We start from the raw sequence: 18,487 nt of genomic DNA, 5'->3' as shown, positions 1-18,487 counted from the left end.
GACGCAAGGAGCTTTGGTCTAACAGATTAAAAGGAAAGAAAAAAATTGTTCCTTAGCGTAGGATCCTAAAAATAGGCCTGAACCTGAGCTCTTACCATCGACTCATCAGACTCTGCGCCATCGAGGTCCTCTTTCCTCTGGAATGTGTAGTCAAGCTGCACTTTCCACTTGTGATTGTCGCTTAGGTAGTAGCTAAGTCCCTGGGTGAACGTCCATACGTTGTCAAGCTCTTCTGCTTTGAACGCGTTTGGATCATTATCATAAACAACCATGGCATATCTGGAAGCAACCTCGATTTTCTTCGGAATCAGGAAGAAACCGCCCTGGACCCTGAAACCGTAGTCATAGCCTGTTTCCACACCCGCATCGTCGGGATTCAACCATCTTCCGATATACTCACCGGTAAGATTAAATCTCGGGTCTCTGTAGTTCGCGTCGAAGGTGATTGAAGTCATCCTGCCGTCTTCGAGTCCCGCATTCTTAATTGCCTTATTACCGGAATCACCACCTTCCTCAACGTCTACGCCCGCAACAGCGGCTCCAATTGTAATCGTGGGTCTCTTGGCGAAATTTTCTTTCACGCTTTTCGCCTTTCCGCCGAGAAGAGCCGCCTGAATTCTACCAGCCCAGAGCATTCCCGTATCTCCCGTGTCATTTTTCACGTTCGCACCTTCTCCCTGGAAAACGCCGAGATCATAGCGGAGCATTCCGCCACCGAGAAGACCGTAAACGCCTACACCGATATCCCTGTCATACTGAAAGTTGTCATTTATGATAGAGCGGCCGACGAGCGGAAGGGCGGAAGAGGATGTGAGCGCCTCCCTGTTGAACGCAATCTTGTACTGACCTGCGACCGGAACAAAAGCTCTGTTCTTGGCAAACGAAAGCTTCATATCCTTGAGTTCTCCACCTCCTGAGAAATCGTACTGAATCTTATATTTCATCCACGGGGCAAAAGCGTTACCGTCCCAGGTCACTCTGAGTCTTCTTACCCTGAAACCGAGACTTTCATTGTCCTCTCCGTCAGGGTTTATGTAGTTAGTCTGGAACTGGCTGTGGAGCCTCATCCTGAGCTTGTAGTTGCTGTCCGAGGTCTGGAAAGTAAGACCCGCGCCTTTTTTGGTCTTGACTTTTATCTTGTTGTACCAAGCCTTGGGGTCCTTGCCCTCGTACATCTTCATGTTCATCTGCTGGCTCTGTTCCTCGAGCCTTTCTATCTGCTTCTTAAGTTCCTCAATCTGTTCCCTGATGCTCTGGTCGCCGCCGGCCTGGGCGGGAAGCGACATAAAGGAAAGCAACGTCAAAAAAGACACGGCTAAAACTGCTAAAACTCTCATCCCATATTCTCCTTGGTGTGGTTATTGTTCTGCTCTTAACAGCTCTGGCCTAATGATATGTTTAAATGGTTAATTCGGAATAAATAAGCCGTTAATTCTACGTTAAGAGTCCGCGCCACGCAATTGATGTACCCTTTCGTATTCTGTAAATTATCAGGGAAAGCATATGGAAAAGCTCATAGCAGTAGTAGATGACGAAAAAGATATACTCAACCTGATAACCCACCATCTAAAGCGCGAGGGATACCGGGTAAAGCCCTTTCAGAGCGGAAAGGACTTTCTGCTCTACATAAATTCCGTTCCGCCCGATCTAGTGCTGCTTGACATAATGCTGCCCGGCATGGACGGCCTTGAGCTCTGCAGGATCCTGAAAAGCAAGCCCCAAACGCACTCAATACCCATAATCATGATCACCGCGAAATCCACCGAGGCCGATATCGTCGTGGGCCTCGAACTCGGCGCTGATGACTATATAGTCAAGCCTTTCCGGATTCGTGAACTTGTCGCCAGAGTGAAAAGCATCTTGAGAAGATATGCGATGAAAAACCCCGGGGACGAAACACTTCGGATCGGCTCCCTCAGCATAAACCCCGCAAGCTACGAGGTCTCGGTCGATTCACAGAAAATCGACCTAACCACCACGGAGTTCAAAATACTTGAGGCCCTCGCAGAAGCGGAAGGAAAGGTGTTCACCCGCGATCAATTGCTTAAAAGAAAAACCCTCTGGGGAGACGAACGGGTGGTTTTTGACAGAACGATAGACGTTCACATAAAAAACCTGAGAGAAAAACTGGGTTCCGCCGGCAAGATGATAAAGACCGTGAGAGGAATCGGTTACAAGCTAGAAGAGATCCAAACGGTTTGAAGATATTCAGAAAACATTTCCTTTACCTGCTCTGCCTGGCCGCCGCCGCGGCTCTGCTCGCCATGCTGCTTCCCCCCGGACGCGGAGCTTTGGGTTACATTGTGTGCGTAGCCGCATTTACGGCATTCGGATTCGTGCTGTTGTGGATAGTCGAAAGAGACATCCTGAAGGACTTCTCAAGAATATCGAAGGCGCTTGAGCTTCTGCCGGAGAAGCAGAAGAAAGCCCGCAAAACAGGCCGCAAGGTAAGCGATTTCGACACGGGGGTATCGATCTCCATAAGCGAACTCTCGGAGAGAATCTCCCTTCAGATGCAGTCAACCGAGAGGGAGGGGAACCAGCTTAAAAGTATAATCGAGTCCATGAAGGAAGGAGTCATAGTGATATCCAGAGAGGAGGATCTGTTGCTCGTAAACGACGCTGCGAAGGAAATGTTCGCAATAGACGACGCGGCAATTGGCCACCCTTACATGGAAACCATACGAAACCCCGATCTCCAGAGGCTTATCTCCCGCATGAAGCAGAAGAAAAAATCGGCCACCCAAGAAATCTCCGTGCTTTACCCCCAGGAAAAATCGTATCTCGTAAGCGTCCGCGTAAGTCCACGCTACTGGGAAATCGTGGTTGTCATTTTTGACATAACGGAATTTAAGAAGCTTGAGAGGATAAAGGCCGATTTCGTGGCGAACGTTTCCCATGAACTCAGAACCCCGCTTACGTCCATAAAGGGATACATCGAAACCCTTCTTGACAGAAGCTATGACACGGATGAGGAGAAAAAGCATTTTCTCGAGATAATGGAGGAAAATACCGACAGGCTTATAGCAATAGCTTCCGATCTTCTGGTGCTCTCGGAACTTGAAAGCGGGGAAGCCGACTCTCAAGATTCAAGGAAAGGAGACGAAGAGATTGACATCAGGGAAACGATCCTCCGCTCCGTGGGTTCTCTTGACTCGCTTTTTTCGAAAAAAGGAGTCAATCTCTCTCTTGAAATTGAGGACGGCATGCCTCCCTACAGGGCAAACAGGTTCCTCGTGGAACGCATGCTCATTAATCTCGTTGAGAACTCGGCCAAGTACACCCCGGAAAACGGCTCTGTTGTGGTCCGCGCCTCGGCCCTAAACGGCACCTTGTGCATAGAGATTGAAGATAACGGGATCGGAATCCCCCCGGAGCATCAAGAAAGAATATTCGAGAGATTCTACAGGGTGGATAAGAACCGTTCGAGAGAGATAGGCGGAACGGGACTCGGACTCAGCATAGTGAAGCACATAGTCATACAGCACGGGGGAACCATAGCTGTGAGAAGCGCGGAAGGTGAAGGAAGCACGTTCACCGTCGAACTCCCGCGACCTGAGAAGTAAGCGCGGCGGTCAGTTCATCTCCGAAGTGTGCTGATGCTTAAGCATCTCTCCGGTGGCTATGTAGTAGGCGTTCTCGGCTATGTTGGTCGCAAGATCCGCCACCCTTTCAAGATGCCTCGCAACGTAAATGTAGCGAAGCGCCCGGTTAAGCGTTGAGGGGTCCGATATCACAAAGGTTATAAGCTCCCTCACTATCTGGGGTTCGTAGTTATCGACTTCGTCGTCTTTGCGACAGACCTCGACGGCGAGTCGTTCATCGCTTCTTATAAACGCGTCCAAGGCCTCGCGGAGCATCTCCATCGCCTTGTCAGCCATCTTGGGAATATCAATAAGCGGCTTTATAGGCGGGTAGTCGGCCATGAAAAGAGCCAGTCTCGAGATACTCGAGGCATGGTCCCCTATCCTCTCAAGATCGTTGTTGACCTTCATTATCATGGTGACGGTCCGCAGATCTGTGGCCTCCGGCTGGTAAAGAGCCAGTATCTTAATGCAGAGGTTGTCTATCTCGATCTCCATCGAGTTTACCTGGTCGTCCGTGCTGATAACCTCCTGAGCAAGAATCATGTTGCCTTCGCGAAGGGCCTTTATGCTCTTGGCAATCATGGTTTCGACAAGGGATGCCATCTCAAGCAGTTTCTTGTTAAGAAGCACGAGTTCCCCTTGGTACTTTATCATCTGTAATTGCTCCTTCGGAGATGCCTAGCCAAACTTGCCCGAGACGTAGTCTTCAGTGTGTTTTTTGGCAGGGTTAAGGAATATCTTCTCCGTGGTGTCAAACTCCACTATGTCTCCTATGTACATAAAGGCCGTGTAATCCGAGACCCGGGCGGCCTGCTGCATATTGTGGGTCACGATCACTATGGTGAACTTGCTTTTAAGTTCCGTAACAAGATCCTCTATCTTGGCCGTAGCTATGGGATCAAGCGCGGAGCAGGGCTCATCCATCAAAAGCACATCCGGTTCAACCGCTATTGCCCTCGCGATGCAGAGTCTTTGCTGCTGACCTCCCGAAAGACCCATGGCGCTGTCATTAAGCCTGTCGTTTACCTCTTCCCAGAGGGCGGCGCGCTTGAGGTTCTTCTCCACGATATCGTCAAGAACAGATTTCTTCTTGATCCCCGCTATCCTGGCTCCGTAGGCGACGTTCTCGTAGATCGATTTGGGAAACGGGTTTGATTTCTGAAATACCATACCGACCCTTTTTCTAAGATCGGTGATGTCGACATCGGAATCGAATATGCTTTTGCCGTTAATCGATATGTCCCCTTCGGTCCTGCAGTCATCAATGAGATCGTTTAAGCGGTTAAAACAGCGAAGCAGCGTGGATTTACCGCAGCCCGAAGGACCTATAAACGCCGTGACCTGTTTTCTCGGGATATTCATGTTGATGTCCCGAAGAGCCTGCTTCGCGCCGTAAAAAAGGCTCAAGCTTTCGACCTCGGCCAAGGGATCGGGAACGGACTTTGCCTTCTTCGGTTTCTTGGCCTTGGGAGCCGGGGAAACGCCGTTTGTCTCCGGGGGTTTGAACTCCTGTTTTTCCATCGGTTTTCCAGACAGCATTAAGTCTTCCTCCTCTACTTATACCCTATTAAACTACACCGCGGAAGTCGCGTATTTTTTCCTTAGCCTGTTTCTTATTATTATCGCCGTTATGTTAAGCACAATAACTATCAGTATGAGCAGAAACGCGGTCATGAACACCATGGGTTTTGCCGCCTCGGCATTTGGAGACTGAAAGCCGAGATCGTATATGTGGAACCCGAGATGCATGAACTTTCTCTCGAGGTGAAGGAAGGGAAAGTGCCCGTCTATGGGAAGATCAGGCGCAAGCTTCACAACCCCCGTTATCATGAGCGGCGCCACCTCTCCGGTGGCCCGGGCGACCGCGAGGATAAGGCCCGTAAGTATGGCCGGAAGCGCACTCGGGATAACCACCTTCCAGGTGGTCTCGAACTTCGTTGCCCCGAGCGCAAGCGATCCCTCCCTTATGTTTCTCGGAACTGCAGCGAGCCCCTCTTCGGTCGCGACTATTACCACCGGAACAGTGAGAAGAGCAAGGGTAAGCGATGCCCACAGTATTCCTCCCGTGCCGAAAGTCGGGCTTGGGAGAGCCTCCTTGAAAAACACGGAGTCAATTATGCCCCCTACGCCGTAGAGAAAGAATCCCACTCCGAAAACTCCGAACACTATCGAGGGGACCCCGGCCAGGTTGTTAACGCATATCCGAACAATTCTCACCATCACTCCCTGCCTAGCATACTCCCGGAGATAAAGCGCCGCTATGACTCCGAAAGGCATGACCACTATGCTCATGATAAACACCATGAGCACCGTACCGAATATCGCGGGGAAGATTCCGCCCTCGGTGTTTGCCTCTCTCGGATCATCGGAGACAAATCCCCAGAATCTCTTGACGTAAAAACCGGCTTTTTCCGCAAATCCCATGTCGTTTGGACGAAAGGCAAGCACGATCTTCCCAAGCGGGATTACCTTCTCGTCTCCCCCGGCGGAGATCATCACCGCCTCGTTTCTGTTAAGTTCCGAGTAGAGCGCTTCGAGTTTCGCCTCGCTTTCCTTGTAGCGCTCTTCATATTCTTTTATTTTCAGGCGATGCTCGGCCTCCTTAACAGGATCGCCTTCGCCGCGCATCGCAAGGCCACGGAGCTTAAGACGCCGTTTTTCAATCCCGTAATTTATGTCTCCTATCTCGCCCTTTTCTATCTTAAGTATCTTGGCGTGTATCTCGTTTGAGTCGCGTATGAGATCCCGAAACACGGAGAAAGCCTCAGGGTCCCCGCCCGGGATCACCACCCCGTTCTTCCTTATCTCCTTTAGGTAGCCGTGGTAATTACCCCACTCGTGCCGTTCCAAAATCACGGCGTCGCGAGGATAGCCGCGCGACGCTATGTCCGCCTCGTTTATCCATTTGAAGTCAAGACCGTAGAGGTCCCTGTTTCCTATCTTGAGCTTAATCCGAGACTCAGAACCTCTTACTCCGTCGCTATCCCGCACGGACTCCTTGGCTCGAAACTGCCCTAGGTAGACAGAGCCGTCTCTAAGCGTGTAGCGCCCGATGTCCGTCGGCCACATAGAGCCTAGACCCTTTGCGGCTATGAGAAACAGAAGTCCTCCTATCATCACGAGCGTGATCATGAGGGCAAGGCCCGATATCCAAATGTAGGCGTCGCCTGCTTTCCAGAGTTTAGGCATCGGATTGAGCGTATTTCCTCCTCAGTCTCTGGCTTAGAATCTCCGCCAGAGTGTTAAGCAGAAAGGTGACCGCAAACAGCAGGATCGCCGTCAGGAAAAGGACCCTGTAGAGGGTTCCCCCGTGCGGGGCTTCGGGAAGCTCGACCGCGATGTTGGCCGAAAGAGCCCGGAAGCCGTTAAAGAAGCTCCAGTCCATGACCGGGGTGTTGCCCGTGGCCATGAGCACGATCATCGTCTCTCCCACGGCCCTTCCGAAACCTATCATGATGGCCGAGAATATGCCGGCGCTCGCCGAGGGCAGAACTATTCTTGTAGCCGTCTGCCACCTGTTGGCCCCGAGGGCCAGAGATCCCGCAGAAAGAGTCCTTGGAACACTCGAGAGCGCATCTTCAGAGATTGTGAATATGATGGGAATCACCGTAAAGCCCATCGCGAATCCCACGACCAGCATGTTTCTCTGATCGTAGCGAAGATCGAACATTCTGAAAAACCAGTCCCTAAAGTCCCCGGCGAAAACGAGGCTCTCAAGCGGACTGTTGAGCCACAGGGAAAGCGTAGCGGCAATCCCTATCACTCCCACGAGCGTGAAAAGCTCGGCTCCCACCCGGAATCTCCCCGAAAGCGAGAACGGAAAACGGTGCCACAGGAAAAGCACAAGAAGGGTAAGCGCGATCACAATAAACGGCATCACCAGAATCGCGACAAAGACCTTTTCAAGCAGCGGCGCAAGCCAGAGACCCGCCAGAAATCCGAGCACAACGCTTGGAAGCGCCGCCATTACCTCTATCACGGGCTTTACCACATTCCTTATGGAGGGATGGAGAAACTGCGAAACGCATATTGCCGCCAGAACCGCAAGCGGGATCGAAAGTAGCATCGTGTATATGGCGCCCTTCATGGTTCCGTAGGCAAGCGGCGTCAGGCTGAACTTGGGTTCGAACTCGTCTGTCCCTCCCGTTGACTGCCAAACATACCGGGGCCTGTCGTAACCCTCGTACCATATTTTTCCGAAAAGGGAGCGGAAATTCGTCTCGGGGTGCGGATTATCAAGATAGTAGCTTGAAAGCGCCATATCGGAATCCACAGCCACCACCCCGTCCGCCTTGGGAGAAAAGCTAATCCCCGCATAAGGCTTCCCCCGGCCCGGAAAATCAAGCTGCTTCGTGGCGGAAGTGGCTTGATAAAGGAATATGTTTCCCGAGGTGTCTGAAGCAAGAAAACCTCTTCCCCTCTGCGACGCGGAGAACTTGTCTACCGGCCCTGGAAGCGGAGGCAAGACGTGCACTTTAGTGAGCTTGCTTTCTTCGCCGCCACCTGTGGTCTCAAACCACACGCTCACGTTTCCCGCGGAGTCACCGACAATAAGGGAACGGTGACCTAGAAGGAACCCTATTTTAGTAACTGCCACCCCGGGACCCGCAGTAGCCCCAAGCGTGGATTTGAGTTCCGGAGAAGAGGGGTCTGAAAGCGACCAGTGATAAAGTTTCCCGTTCTTCGTTGAGACGTAGAGGTTCTGGGTTTCGGAATCGATCTGCACTCCGGTGACCGCGACTCCTTTAAGCTCCGCTGTAAGATCGGTCGTGAAGATTTCAGTTTCGCTCTCTCCCAGAAACCCTTCCTCCTTGACTTCCAAGTAGGTTATGAGGCGCCCCGAGGCCGTGTAGGCCGCGACTACCGGAGCCCCGGTCTCGGGCGAGCTTTGATAGGCGAAGATTTCTATCGGTTCTTGCGTTACGCGAAGGGCTTCTCCCTCCGTCACTTTTGATACTACGGTTCTTTCCGTCCCTTCGCGGAACTCGACCCCGAAGCTTACATCGAAAGGCTTTACGTAGCCTTCCCGGTCAGCAAGCGCGTAGGAAGTATTGCTTATGGCATTATAAAAAGAGGTATAGCCGACTGTCTTGTGAGAAATGGTGTGAGTCTTGAGGGACTTGGGTTTTTCTTCCAGAGTGAAGAAGCGTACCGACCCTAGGGAGTCCACCGTGAAAAACTGCTCCCTATACTCATCCACCCCTATGTCGAAAATACGCACTTGCCCGGCAGCCGTCCCGGAAACAAGACGATCTTTCATTTCCGAGACGCTCTCAAGCTTTTTCCCGGGACTTTTCCACAGAGGTACGGTTTCGATCCCTATGAAAAAAAGTATCGCTATGATACAGAGAATGATTCCGGCACCGCCGACAAACACCACGTGCCTCGCCAGCCTGTCGTAGAGCTTTCTTCTCCGTATCTGCTTTTGCTTGGAACTTTCTTCGATTCCAAGCTCGTCAGTTCTATCGCTTGACAATGAAATTACCCTGCACCCGGGACATCAGGTGCGAAAAAGACGGCTTAAAATCCGACCTCCCCGGGGTAAACGGCCGAACGCAGGCAGATCCGAAACAGTTCCGGGTCCATCCGCGCAAAAAGCCTTAAATAGCATACCTAGTTCGCACCTATAAGGTCTCTTAACTCAGAGGCTTTCCCGGCGGTCAAGGGAAGATAACCGTCCTTTATTACTATCTCCTGTCCCTCCTGGCTCAGAATGTATTTCAGAAACTCAAGGCGTAGCGGATCAAGGGCTTCGTTCGGCTTTTTGTTCACGTAAAGATAAAGATACCTTCCGAGCGGATACTTCTTGCCGACGACATTCTCGATACTGGGCCCGAAACAGCCCTTCTCGGCGGTCTTGGCAATCTCGATCGCCTTCACTCCGGAAGTTTTGTACCCGATGCCGCTGTAGCCGATTCCCTGGAGATCCTCAGTAATTCCCTGCACAACGGCGGAGGATCCCGGCTGCTCCTTGACGGTGTCCTTGTAGTCGCCCTTGCAAAGCGCCTTCTTTTTGAAGTAACCGTAGGTCCCTGAAGCCGAGTTTCGCCCATAGACGCTTATCGGCTTGCCGGACCAATCGCCGCCGAGCCCAGCCGCCCCCCAGATAGAAATATCGGAACCGCCACCGCACTTTCTGTTCTTTGAGAAAATGGCGTCTACCTGCTTTATCGAAAGACACCCGATCGGGTTATCCTTGTTGACGTAAACCGCGAGAGCGTCAATTGACGTCGGAACCGCAGTCGGTTTGTAACCGGTTTCCTTTTCGAAGGCGTCGATCTCTTTTGATTTCATCATTCTCGACATGGGTCCGAACTGGGAAGTCCCCGCTATGAGAGCCGGGGGGGCAGTGCTTGAACCCTTACCCTCTATCTGACATCTAACATTGGGGTAGAACTTTGAAAATCCCTCGCACCAGAACGTCATAAGGTTGTTCATTGTGTCGGAACCCACGCTGTCTATGTTCCCCGAAACGCCCGTCGCCTTCGCATAGAAAGGTATGGACGGATCAACCTTGACCGTCTGGGCCCCCGCGACAGAACCGGAGGCAAGCGTGTAAACGATCGCAAAAAGCGTAAAACACGACGTAACACTGAAATTCTTCATTACGAGAATCCTCCTTAAGATAGTGGAAAACAAACCAAGCAAGTCGGATTAATTAAAACCCGGAAAAGTTAAGCGGGTGTTAAGAAGCAATTAAAAAAAGATGAACAAAAAAGAATGTGGAAAAAACTGATAAAACTTCGGAGAAAAAGCCGCTCTCCTGTGCTAGCGTCCGGTTCCCTCGGCAATTACTATGCGCCTGTTGGGAGCCTTCTGGCTCGCCTCGTAGTATTCGAGCGCCTCGGGCATCCACTTGCGGATGTTTTTTATCCTGGTCCTGTACCCGGGGTGGGTAGAGAGAAACTCGGGCGGAGCCCCTCGTCCCGCAGCCCCCATCCTCTCCCAGAAGGGGATGGCCTCGCGGGGATCATAGCCCGCCTTTGCCATGTATATGAGGCCTATCCTGTCGGCCTCTGATTCCTGCTTTCTTGAAAACGGCAGGGCGACCGCGAGCGTTGTCCCCACCCCGTAGGCGGCAAGAACCCTGCTTGTGGTTTTTTTGTCCTTTTTCTTCATGGCCGACGCGAGCGCCGCAGAGCCCATCTGGAGCAGAATTCCGAGAGTAAGCCTCTCCCCTCCGTGGCGCGCCGTTGCGTGGGCAACCTCGTGGGCCATCACGGTAGCGAGCCCCGCCTCGGTTTTGGCAACGGGCATCATCCCGGTGTAAACCCCGATTTTCCCCCCGGGAAGCGCAAAGGCGTTCACCAACTTGTCGTTATCGAAAACGGTGTACCGCCACCTGAGGTTGGGGGTGTGGGAAACCGCGGCTATACGCTGTCCGACCCTCCTCACGACCCCGTTGTAGTGCGCATCACGCGAGATCTTCTCGGTCTCAAGCAGGTTCACGTACGCACTTGCGCCAAGCTGCATTTCGAAGGCCTGGGGGAGTAGTATAAACTGCGTTCTGTTGGTAATCGGGGCCCTGGCGCACGCAACGAGGAGGAGCAGAAAAAGCAGAACTCCGGCCGGAAAAAGACTTTTCCTTTTAAATATCGACCTCAATTTCCGTTAATTCTCAGGGCCCGCAAGCCTGCGGGCCCTGAGTCAAGTAAAAAGCCTAACTTTCTAAACTAATGGAATCAGGAAAGATCCGCTTCCCTCATCCTTTTCATTCCTTCGTCTATATCGTCGTCAGAACACGCGTAGGTAACCCTCACGTAACCCTCCCCCTGGCTTCCGAATGCTGTGCCGGCCACTACGGCGACCGCCGCGCGCTCAACCAACCTGTCGGTGAACTCCTGGGAGGTAAGTCCCGTTCCCGAAATGTCGGCGAAGGCGTAGAACGCACCGTCGGGAGTATCGCATGTTATACCGTCGACGCTGTTTAGCCCGGCGACCATACGGTCCCTTTTCTGCTCAAGCAGAACCAGCTTGTTCTCAACCCAGTCCTGCGGCCCGGTTAGAGCCGCGTGCGCTGCCTTCTGTATGAACGCAGCCACGTTTGTGATTGAGTCCTGAAGGAATATAGAGAGCTTCTCGATAACCGGCCTCGGGGCCACGGTCCAACCTATTCTCCACCCTGTCATAGCCCATGTCTTTGAGAACGTGTCTATGCAGATCACCCTGTCGCGTATGCTTTCTATCGATGAGATCGAGAGATGCGGCTTTCCGAAGGTTACCTGGGAGAATATCTCGTCAGATATGATCATCACCTGGGGATGGCGCTCAAGCATATCGGCTATCTCCTGGGGGTTCTCCACCAGGTGGCCGTTCGGCCTCTGGGGAGTGTTTATGATCACGAGCTTCGTTTTCGGGGTGATGAGTCCTTCCAGCTTCTCAACGTCGAACTGCCAGTCGGGCTTTGTAAGCGGGGTGTGTTTTATCACCGCGTTTGCGTACTTGGCCCATACCTCATCGGGGGGATATCCCGGGTTCGGGAATATCACCTCGTCCCCGTCCTCAAGAAAGGTAAGAAGGTTCATCGTAAGGGAGTGCTTCGCTCCCGCCGTCACTATGACCTCGTCGGGTTCCGTGGGTCTTCCCCGCTCACCCATCTTCTCCGCTATGGCCTCCCGAAGCTCGGGAAGTCCCGGCCCTGGGTCGTACCTTACGTAACCGTCTCTAAGCGCCTGCTCCGTAGCGTCAAGAACATGCTCCGGCGTATCGAAATCGGGTCCCTGATAATCACCCTTTTCAAAGTGAATGATCTTTTTTCCCGTTTTCCTCTCAAGTTCCCTCGCGACCCTCATGCTCGCCCACTGCTTGGGCGGAACAAAGTGCGAGGTACGCGAACTGTATCCATATGATGACATAACTCCTCTCCTCCTTAAGTTTTTTTCAAAAAGCTAAGAGTCCTTGTTTATCAGCAGTCCGGAAGCAAGCTGCGAGAAAACCGCGTCGGCCACCTCTCCCGCATCCATCGAGAAATCGTGGTGAACCATTACCGCGCCCACGGCCCCGTAGAGCATGAGGGCGCGAAGCCTCGGATTCTGCCTCACGAAGCTTCCTTCGTCTATGCCTTTTTCTATTATCTTTTCGTAGAGCCTCACCCGCCGCGTTCTCCACTTCTCGGTAAGCTCAAAGTGTTCCTTAAGAAGATGAGTCTCGTCGCGGCTCAGTATGCGAAGAACCTTCAAGTTCTGTCTGTAGAAAGTGAATATGGTCGTAAGCAGCTTGCGGAGCTTCAGGGGGGCTGGGTCCGAATTCTCTACTTCCTCATGCAGGAGCGCTTCTATGGCCTCGAAGCTCTCCTTAAGGATTTCGAGGTAGAGATTCTCCTTGGAAGAGAAGTAGTTGTAGAGGGTTCCTTTCGATACGCCCATCTCCTCGGCTATCTCTTCCATGGTGACCTCGTGGTAGCCCTTCTCGGAGAAAAGGTCGGTCGCAGCTCTTAATATCTCGTCGCGGCGCCTGAACTTGCGGGACGTCTGTGTGCTCTGCGTACTTCTCTGGGGAACGCTGTTAGTCTGAACCATACTCCTCACCCACTGACTGACTCGTCAGTCAGATTAACAAGTCCTTAAAAAATTGTCAAGGAGAAATTTAAGCTTGTTGAAATCAGGGTCCGGCCATCCCACAGCAGATGAAATCTCCCAAAGAGACCAAAATCTTTAAATTCGCAGAAATTCCCTTACCATATATCCTCAATATGGGAAGGATAATACTGGTCATTTTCGTGCTCGGGGTGATTCTCGCGGCGGGGGTTTTCCTCTCGGAGAACGTGTCGAGGCATGACGCCGAAAGACCCACTCACAAGACCCCGGCGCTTGAACCGCTTGCGGAGCATCTTTCAAGAGCAACTATCCCAGTCTCCGTTCCCATAGCTGCAATAGAGGAAGCGCTTGAGCGCAAGACGCCGAAGCAGGAGTCGGGTTCAAGGAAAAACAGTCTCGGAAGACCTTTCGCCCAAAGCGAACTCAGCTGGAATCTAAGCCGTTCCCGTCTTCAGGTATTGGGCCGAAGCGGAGCGCTGGACATAGCGACCGGGCTTAGCGGAGAGGCTCGCGCAGCGGGGACTCTTCGGCTGATAAGAAAGTTTGACGTAAACGCACGCGGCGACGTACTTGCAAGCGTCTCCCTCACCGCGAGTCCGACCCTTGAGACCAACTGGCGCGTATCCCCGAACCTCTCCGAGGTAAAAATAGATATACAAAAGGCCGACATACCGATAAAACGCATTGGAAGCCTTGACGTAAGAGGAGATATACTTCCCGGAGTTCGAATCACGGCCGATGCGCTTCGCACGCAACTTAACCAAAGCGTGGCCAGGAGCGATTTTTTTGAGCAGGCGGTAAGAAAAGGCTGGAAGAGGCTTTGCGGTTCAACACCGCTTGGAGAAGACTCGGATCTCTGGCTTGAAACAAGGCCCGTAGTTGCGCGCGCAGCACAGATCCGCATCGGCCGCAAAGACATCCGCACTACGATTGGAGTTGAAGTAAAAACGCGCATCCTGACAGAGCAAACGCAGCCAGAATGCCCCTTCCCGAGAACCCTGCTCCTAGAAAAGCCAAAGCCAGAAGGCTTCGAAATCATTATGCCCACCATACTCGACTACGAAACGCTTGAGCGAACACTCGCCGAGGAGGTAGTCGGCAAGTCTGTGGGCAAAAACATCTCCATAGCCATAAAGGCAATAAGGGTTCACCCGTATGGAGAAAAGCTTCTGCTTGAAACCACGGTGGCTGTGGAGGCCAAAATCCTCTCAGACACGGAAGTGAAGGGAATCCTGTACGTGGTTGCCGAACCGGAACTAGACGCCGAGACTCAGACCATAACGCTGGAAAACGTAGCACTCGATATCGATTCGCAAAACGTGCTTTTCTCAATGGCTGGAAAGGCAGCGGAGCCACTGCTACTGGAAGCCATCTCAAAGCGTCTTCCATTCGATCTCGGGCCTAAGCTTGAGGAACTGCGAGACGGTGCGGAGGACGCGATCTTGGCGCTTTCATCGGAGAACGTCTCGGTTACGGGCAAGGTGCGCCAGGTGCGCCTGACCCGCCTTGACGTGGGGCCCGAACACCTGCGTTTAGTCCTCACGGCAGAAGGCAGGGTTAGGGCAAGAGTGCAGGCAATTCCTTAGCGTATTTTTTCGCGTCCAGAAGTTCTGGAGGAGATTTCGAAGTGGAGTTTTTCTGGTACATTTTTTAGAGGAGAAAATCATATGAGCGTATGGGGAAAAATAATCGGCGGTGCCGCGGGTTTTGCTCTCGGTGGCCCTATCGGTGAGTTGCTCGGTGCCATGGCGGGTCACGCGTTCGTGGATACCGGGGAGCGACCAACCGACACGCGCTCGAGAAAACAGATCGCCTTCACGGCCGGAGTTATAGTGTTGGCGGCCAAGATGGCTAAAGCTGACGGGGTAGTAAGCGAAGAGGAGATCCAAGCTTTCCGAAAGGTGTTTCATCCGATCCTGAGGGACGAGGTAAAAGAAGCCGAGGTTGCCCGCGTCTTCAATATCGCTAAGAAAGACTCAGAAGGCTTTGAGCCCTACGCACAGCAGCTTGCCGAAATGTTCAGGGGCAACCCCGCAGTTCTTGAGGAGCTTTTAAACTGCCTGTTTCTCATCGCCAAGGCCGATAACGTCTACCACACCAAGGAAAATGAGTATCTCAAAAGCGTGGCCGAGATATTCGGACTGAGCGAAGCGGCATTCAGGCGGATTCGCGCCGCACATGGCGTCGACAAGCCGGATCCGTACGAAGTCCTGGGAGTTACAAGGGACATCTCGGACAACGAACTTAAAAGCAAGTACCGCGAACTTGTCCGCGCGCACCATCCCGACAGCCTGATCGCCCAAGGCGTTCCCCAGGAATTTGTTGATGCGGCAAACGAGAAGCTCGCAGTCATAAACGATGCCTACGACCGGATCGAGAAGGAGCGAAAGGCAATCTGATCCCTCTACGCAGACGGTCCCCTAGGACACCCTGAAAGGAGTATTTTTCCATTGAGCGAACCGATTGCCCTTTGCTTCAGCGGCGGCAAAGACAGTGCCATGGCGCTTCAGGAAATCCGAAAGCGCGGGGAATACCGCGTGGCGGAACTTGTGACGACGGTAACTGACGCCTACGATCGGGTGAGCATGCACGGAGTGCGTCGTACGCTGCTTCGCAGACAGGCGGAGTCCTTAGGTCTACCACTTGTGGAAGTCGTGGTGCCGCCGGAATCGTCAAATGCTGTCTACGAACAGGAAATGGGAAAGGCGTTCTCCAATATCCGCGACAAGGGCATTCGCCGGATTGCCTTCGGCGATATATTCTTGGAAGATCTTAGGGATTACAGAGAACGGCAGCTCGCGGCCTCGGGATTAACCTGCCTCTTCCCCCTGTGGAAGAAGCCGACTCGGTCTTTAGCCCGGACCTTTATAGACGAAGGGTTTCGTGCGGTAACTGTATGCGTTTACTCCAAAATGCTTGATGAGTCCTTCGCCGGACGCCATTTCGACACGACGTTTCTTGATGACCTTCCAAGCGGGGTCGACCCCTGCGGAGAGAACGGGGAATTCCACACGTTTGTTTTCGACGGACCGATATTCTCCTGGCCGATTGAGTTCACAGGCGGTACGGTAGTGGAAAGAAACGGTTTCTTTTTCTACGACCTCTTATTAAGTTCGCACCGTGCATCCTAGTCCCGGTCCGACGATTATGCTCATTGATTTTAATACGCACGTCCGTAAAAACATCTTCAACCTAGGAAAAATAGAATTTCTAATTCCTTTTCCCTCATACTTCGTTTTAAAAAACCTTTTCGTCCGAAGATGTTCAATCTTAAAATATTTTTTCTTGACTTCCCTTCCTGTTTCCGTTATATGTCCTAAGGACATATAACGGAAACAGGAAAGAGAGTTTAGAACCGTGCCGAACAAAATTCCCATAATCTATCCGACAAGACTAACTCGTGCTGGCCGCTACTTAGCGGAACTGCTGGAAAAAAATAACAAGCCAGTTCTCACGGAGTTCGATTTTTTCCAGATCGTTCGGAAAATGTATCGGGATCACGGCGGAAGAAAACTGTACCTGCGCCGAGACGTTCCGACGAAAGACGACTACACCCGGATAATATCAGATTTCAAGAAAACAGCCATAGTTGCAACAGATAGGGATTACGGCGGACGCGTCATCAGGGTGCTGGCCATTTCCGACCTTCCCGCAGAAGACATCGTCTGTCTCGTCGACCCGACATGCTACGTATCCCACCTCTCTGCCATGCAGCGGTGGGGGCTAACCGACCGGAGGTCGAATGCCTTGATGCTTACGCGCCCCGATCGCAGAACTGCGGCGCAGAGAATTCGGAATTACATGAAAGAAGTCTTGGGCAAAGACGAAACCACTCCTTTCCCGTTGAAAATCATAGGGCATCCGGACCGCGTGAGGCGACGAGCTATCCGAGTTCACGAAAGCAAGGCACCGGGGAAGTGGCTCAGAAACCGGGGAAGCGAATTTCGTCTCTCTACGATCGGGCAGACGTTCCTCGACATGCTCAGAAGACCCGATCTGTGCGGAGGCATGTCTTATATTCTCGACGTCTGGGAAGAGCACGCGGAAAATTATCTCGACGACATCGTCTCCGCAGTCGACTCTTGCGAAAACGGCATTGTAAAAAGTCGGGCCGGTTATATACTTGAAGAGCGCTTGGGCCTGCGTCACGGTACAATTGAGAGTTGGAAGAAATTCTGTCAGCGCGGGAGCAGCCGCAAACTCGATCCGACTGAGGCCTATGCGCCTACTTTTTCCGAAACCTGGATGATATCGCTTAATGTCTAACCCCGTACTTGAAATCAAAGTCGCGGACTGGGTTGAACGGGCAAAGCCCGACCCCGCAGCCTACCGACAACGCCAGACGATCGAGATTGTCCTCAATTCAATCGCCATGACAACTCCTCTGAATGTGGAGATGTTCCTAAAAGGCGGCATCCTGATGGGACTTGCCTACGACAGCCCGAGGCAAACATCTGATATAGATCTGACGACATATCTCACCGCAGAGGCCAATGTCGACAACAAAATCCGAAGACTTCTGGATTCGGCGCTACCGAGAGCTGCCACCGCACTTGGTTATGCCGACCTCATTGTCAGAACCTACTCGGTGAAGCGCCTCCCGCCAAAAATGGATTTTGAAAAAGCGCAATTCCCCGCACTGCAACTAAAAATCGCCTACGCACGACGAGGCACGAGGGAAGAGACGGCACTCTCGGAAGGTAAAACCACCAGCGTGATCAACCTTGACATCTCCTTTAATGAACCGCTGGGACAATTCCAAGTGCTTGAACTGACCGGAGGACAACAACTGCGGGCTTACGGCCTCGTAGATCTCATCGCCGAAAAATATCGCGCCATGCTTCAGCAGCTTGCGCGCAGACGCAACCGGCGACAGGACGTTTATGATCTCGACCTGCTGATAGCGGATGACCAGATTGACGATTCCTGCCGTGCGCAGATCCTGGATGCTCTTATCGAGAAATGCAACTCGCGCCGCATCAGTCCGACCCGTATGTCTCTTGACCACCCCGAAATAAAAAGACGGTCGGGGGCAGACTGGCAGACTATGGAGCTTGAGCTGGGGGAAGTGCCGGATTTTGAAGATTGTTTCGCACGGGTTTCGCAGTTCTACAGAGACCTGCCCTGGCAAACAACACGGACCCCCTGAAAAATAGCAGATTTCTGCGGACTCACACCACTAGGCTTCCGCCTTTCTTAGAGCGGGGCCCGACACGCCAAATAATAGGTCAGGCCCAGCAAATTAACAACCAACAACACTTTCCAAACTACTTCAAACACCAATCTAAATTTATCCATAATCACACTAACCCGGATTTCTCACGGTAAGGTATAGAAAAGGCCGTTGTTTGTGTTATAATAAAG

Annotated in this window: 16 protein-coding genes; 7 read left to right on the top strand and 9 right to left on the bottom strand. The window is 52.3% G+C overall.

What is annotated here, in order from left to right:
• Positions 1 to 65: 65 nt before the first annotated feature.
• Entirely contained in the window at positions 66 to 1,337 is a 1,272-nt protein-coding gene (locus OXG75_01555; GenBank protein MCY3624679.1) for a porin, read from the bottom strand.
• A 166-nt stretch (positions 1,338 to 1,503) separates the two neighbouring features.
• Between OXG75_01555 and OXG75_01550 the strand changes: the two genes are divergently transcribed.
• Both OXG75_01550 and OXG75_01545 read left to right on the top strand, forming a co-directional pair.
• The gene (locus OXG75_01550; GenBank protein ID MCY3624678.1) at positions 1,504 to 2,202 is read left to right on the top strand and encodes a response regulator transcription factor; all 699 of its coding nucleotides are present in this window, start codon (positions 1,504 to 1,506) and stop codon (positions 2,200 to 2,202) included.
• Positions 2,199 to 3,566, top strand: coding sequence for an ATP-binding protein (locus OXG75_01545; protein MCY3624677.1), 1,368 nt, complete (start codon positions 2,199 to 2,201; stop codon positions 3,564 to 3,566). Before OXG75_01550 ends, OXG75_01545 begins: the two co-directional genes overlap by 4 nt.
• A gap of 9 nt (positions 3,567 to 3,575) precedes the next feature.
• On the opposite strand, the gene phoU is transcribed toward OXG75_01545, so the two are convergent.
• The 8 genes from phoU to OXG75_01505 all read right to left on the bottom strand — a co-directional run bounded on the left by phoU (position 3,576) and on the right by OXG75_01505 (position 13,105).
• Positions 3,576 to 4,241, bottom strand: a complete 666-nt coding sequence (phoU, locus tag OXG75_01540) for a phosphate signaling complex protein PhoU (protein ID MCY3624676.1) — start codon at positions 4,239 to 4,241, stop codon at positions 3,576 to 3,578.
• Between the two features lie 24 nt (positions 4,242 to 4,265).
• Positions 4,266 to 5,126 carry a phosphate ABC transporter ATP-binding protein PstB gene (gene pstB, locus OXG75_01535; GenBank protein MCY3624675.1) on the bottom strand — a complete coding sequence of 287 codons (861 nt, stop codon included), beginning with the start codon at positions 5,124 to 5,126 and terminating at the stop codon, positions 4,266 to 4,268.
• A gap of 33 nt (positions 5,127 to 5,159) precedes the next feature.
• On the bottom strand, positions 5,160 to 6,776 hold the full coding sequence (gene pstA / locus OXG75_01530) for a phosphate ABC transporter permease PstA (GenBank protein MCY3624674.1): 1,617 nt from the start codon (positions 6,774 to 6,776) through the stop codon (positions 5,160 to 5,162).
• Positions 6,769 to 9,063, bottom strand: a complete 2,295-nt coding sequence (locus tag OXG75_01525) for an ABC transporter permease subunit (GenBank protein ID MCY3624673.1) — start codon at positions 9,061 to 9,063, stop codon at positions 6,769 to 6,771. The genes pstA and OXG75_01525 overlap by 8 nt, the downstream gene beginning before the upstream one ends.
• A gap of 137 nt (positions 9,064 to 9,200) precedes the next feature.
• Positions 9,201 to 10,193: a phosphate ABC transporter substrate-binding protein gene (locus OXG75_01520; GenBank protein ID MCY3624672.1), complete on the bottom strand. Its 993-nt coding sequence runs from the start codon at positions 10,191 to 10,193 to the stop codon at positions 9,201 to 9,203.
• Between the two features lie 162 nt (positions 10,194 to 10,355).
• Positions 10,356 to 11,192, bottom strand: a complete 837-nt coding sequence (locus tag OXG75_01515) for a M48 family metallopeptidase (GenBank protein ID MCY3624671.1) — start codon at positions 11,190 to 11,192, stop codon at positions 10,356 to 10,358.
• 77 nt (positions 11,193 to 11,269) lie between these two features.
• The gene (locus OXG75_01510) at positions 11,270 to 12,442 is read right to left on the bottom strand and encodes an aminotransferase class I/II-fold pyridoxal phosphate-dependent enzyme (protein ID MCY3624670.1); all 1,173 of its coding nucleotides are present in this window, start codon (positions 12,440 to 12,442) and stop codon (positions 11,270 to 11,272) included.
• A gap of 33 nt (positions 12,443 to 12,475) precedes the next feature.
• Complete coding sequence (locus OXG75_01505) at positions 12,476 to 13,105, bottom strand: TetR/AcrR family transcriptional regulator (GenBank protein ID MCY3624669.1); 630 nt, start codon at positions 13,103 to 13,105, stop codon at positions 12,476 to 12,478.
• A gap of 173 nt (positions 13,106 to 13,278) precedes the next feature.
• On the opposite strand from OXG75_01505, the gene OXG75_01500 reads away from it, so the two are divergent.
• The 5 genes from OXG75_01500 (at position 13,279) to OXG75_01480 (ending at position 18,272) form a co-directional block, all read left to right on the top strand.
• Positions 13,279 to 14,709: a DUF4403 family protein gene (locus OXG75_01500; protein ID MCY3624668.1), complete on the top strand. Its 1,431-nt coding sequence runs from the start codon at positions 13,279 to 13,281 to the stop codon at positions 14,707 to 14,709.
• 81 nt (positions 14,710 to 14,790) lie between these two features.
• Positions 14,791 to 15,522, top strand: coding sequence for a TerB family tellurite resistance protein (locus OXG75_01495; protein MCY3624667.1), 732 nt, complete (start codon positions 14,791 to 14,793; stop codon positions 15,520 to 15,522).
• Between the two features lie 51 nt (positions 15,523 to 15,573).
• Complete coding sequence (locus tag OXG75_01490; GenBank protein MCY3624666.1) at positions 15,574 to 16,254, top strand: diphthine--ammonia ligase; 681 nt, start codon at positions 15,574 to 15,576, stop codon at positions 16,252 to 16,254.
• 226 nt (positions 16,255 to 16,480) lie between these two features.
• Positions 16,481 to 17,389 (top strand): hypothetical protein, encoded by a 909-nt coding sequence (locus tag OXG75_01485; GenBank protein MCY3624665.1) that lies wholly within the window; start codon positions 16,481 to 16,483, stop codon positions 17,387 to 17,389.
• A complete protein-coding gene (locus OXG75_01480) occupies positions 17,382 to 18,272 on the top strand; it encodes a nucleotidyl transferase AbiEii/AbiGii toxin family protein (protein ID MCY3624664.1) in 891 nt (296 codons plus the stop codon). The genes OXG75_01485 and OXG75_01480 overlap by 8 nt, the downstream gene beginning before the upstream one ends.
• The last annotated feature ends 215 nt before the right edge of the window (positions 18,273 to 18,487 follow it).

The organism is Candidatus Dadabacteria bacterium (genome assembly GCA_026705445.1).
Classification (GTDB): domain Bacteria; phylum Desulfobacterota_D; class UBA1144; order Nemesobacterales; family Nemesobacteraceae; genus Nemesobacter.
The sequence above is the reverse complement of the archived record's forward strand: the minus strand, read 5'-3'. Positions and strand labels throughout refer to the sequence as shown.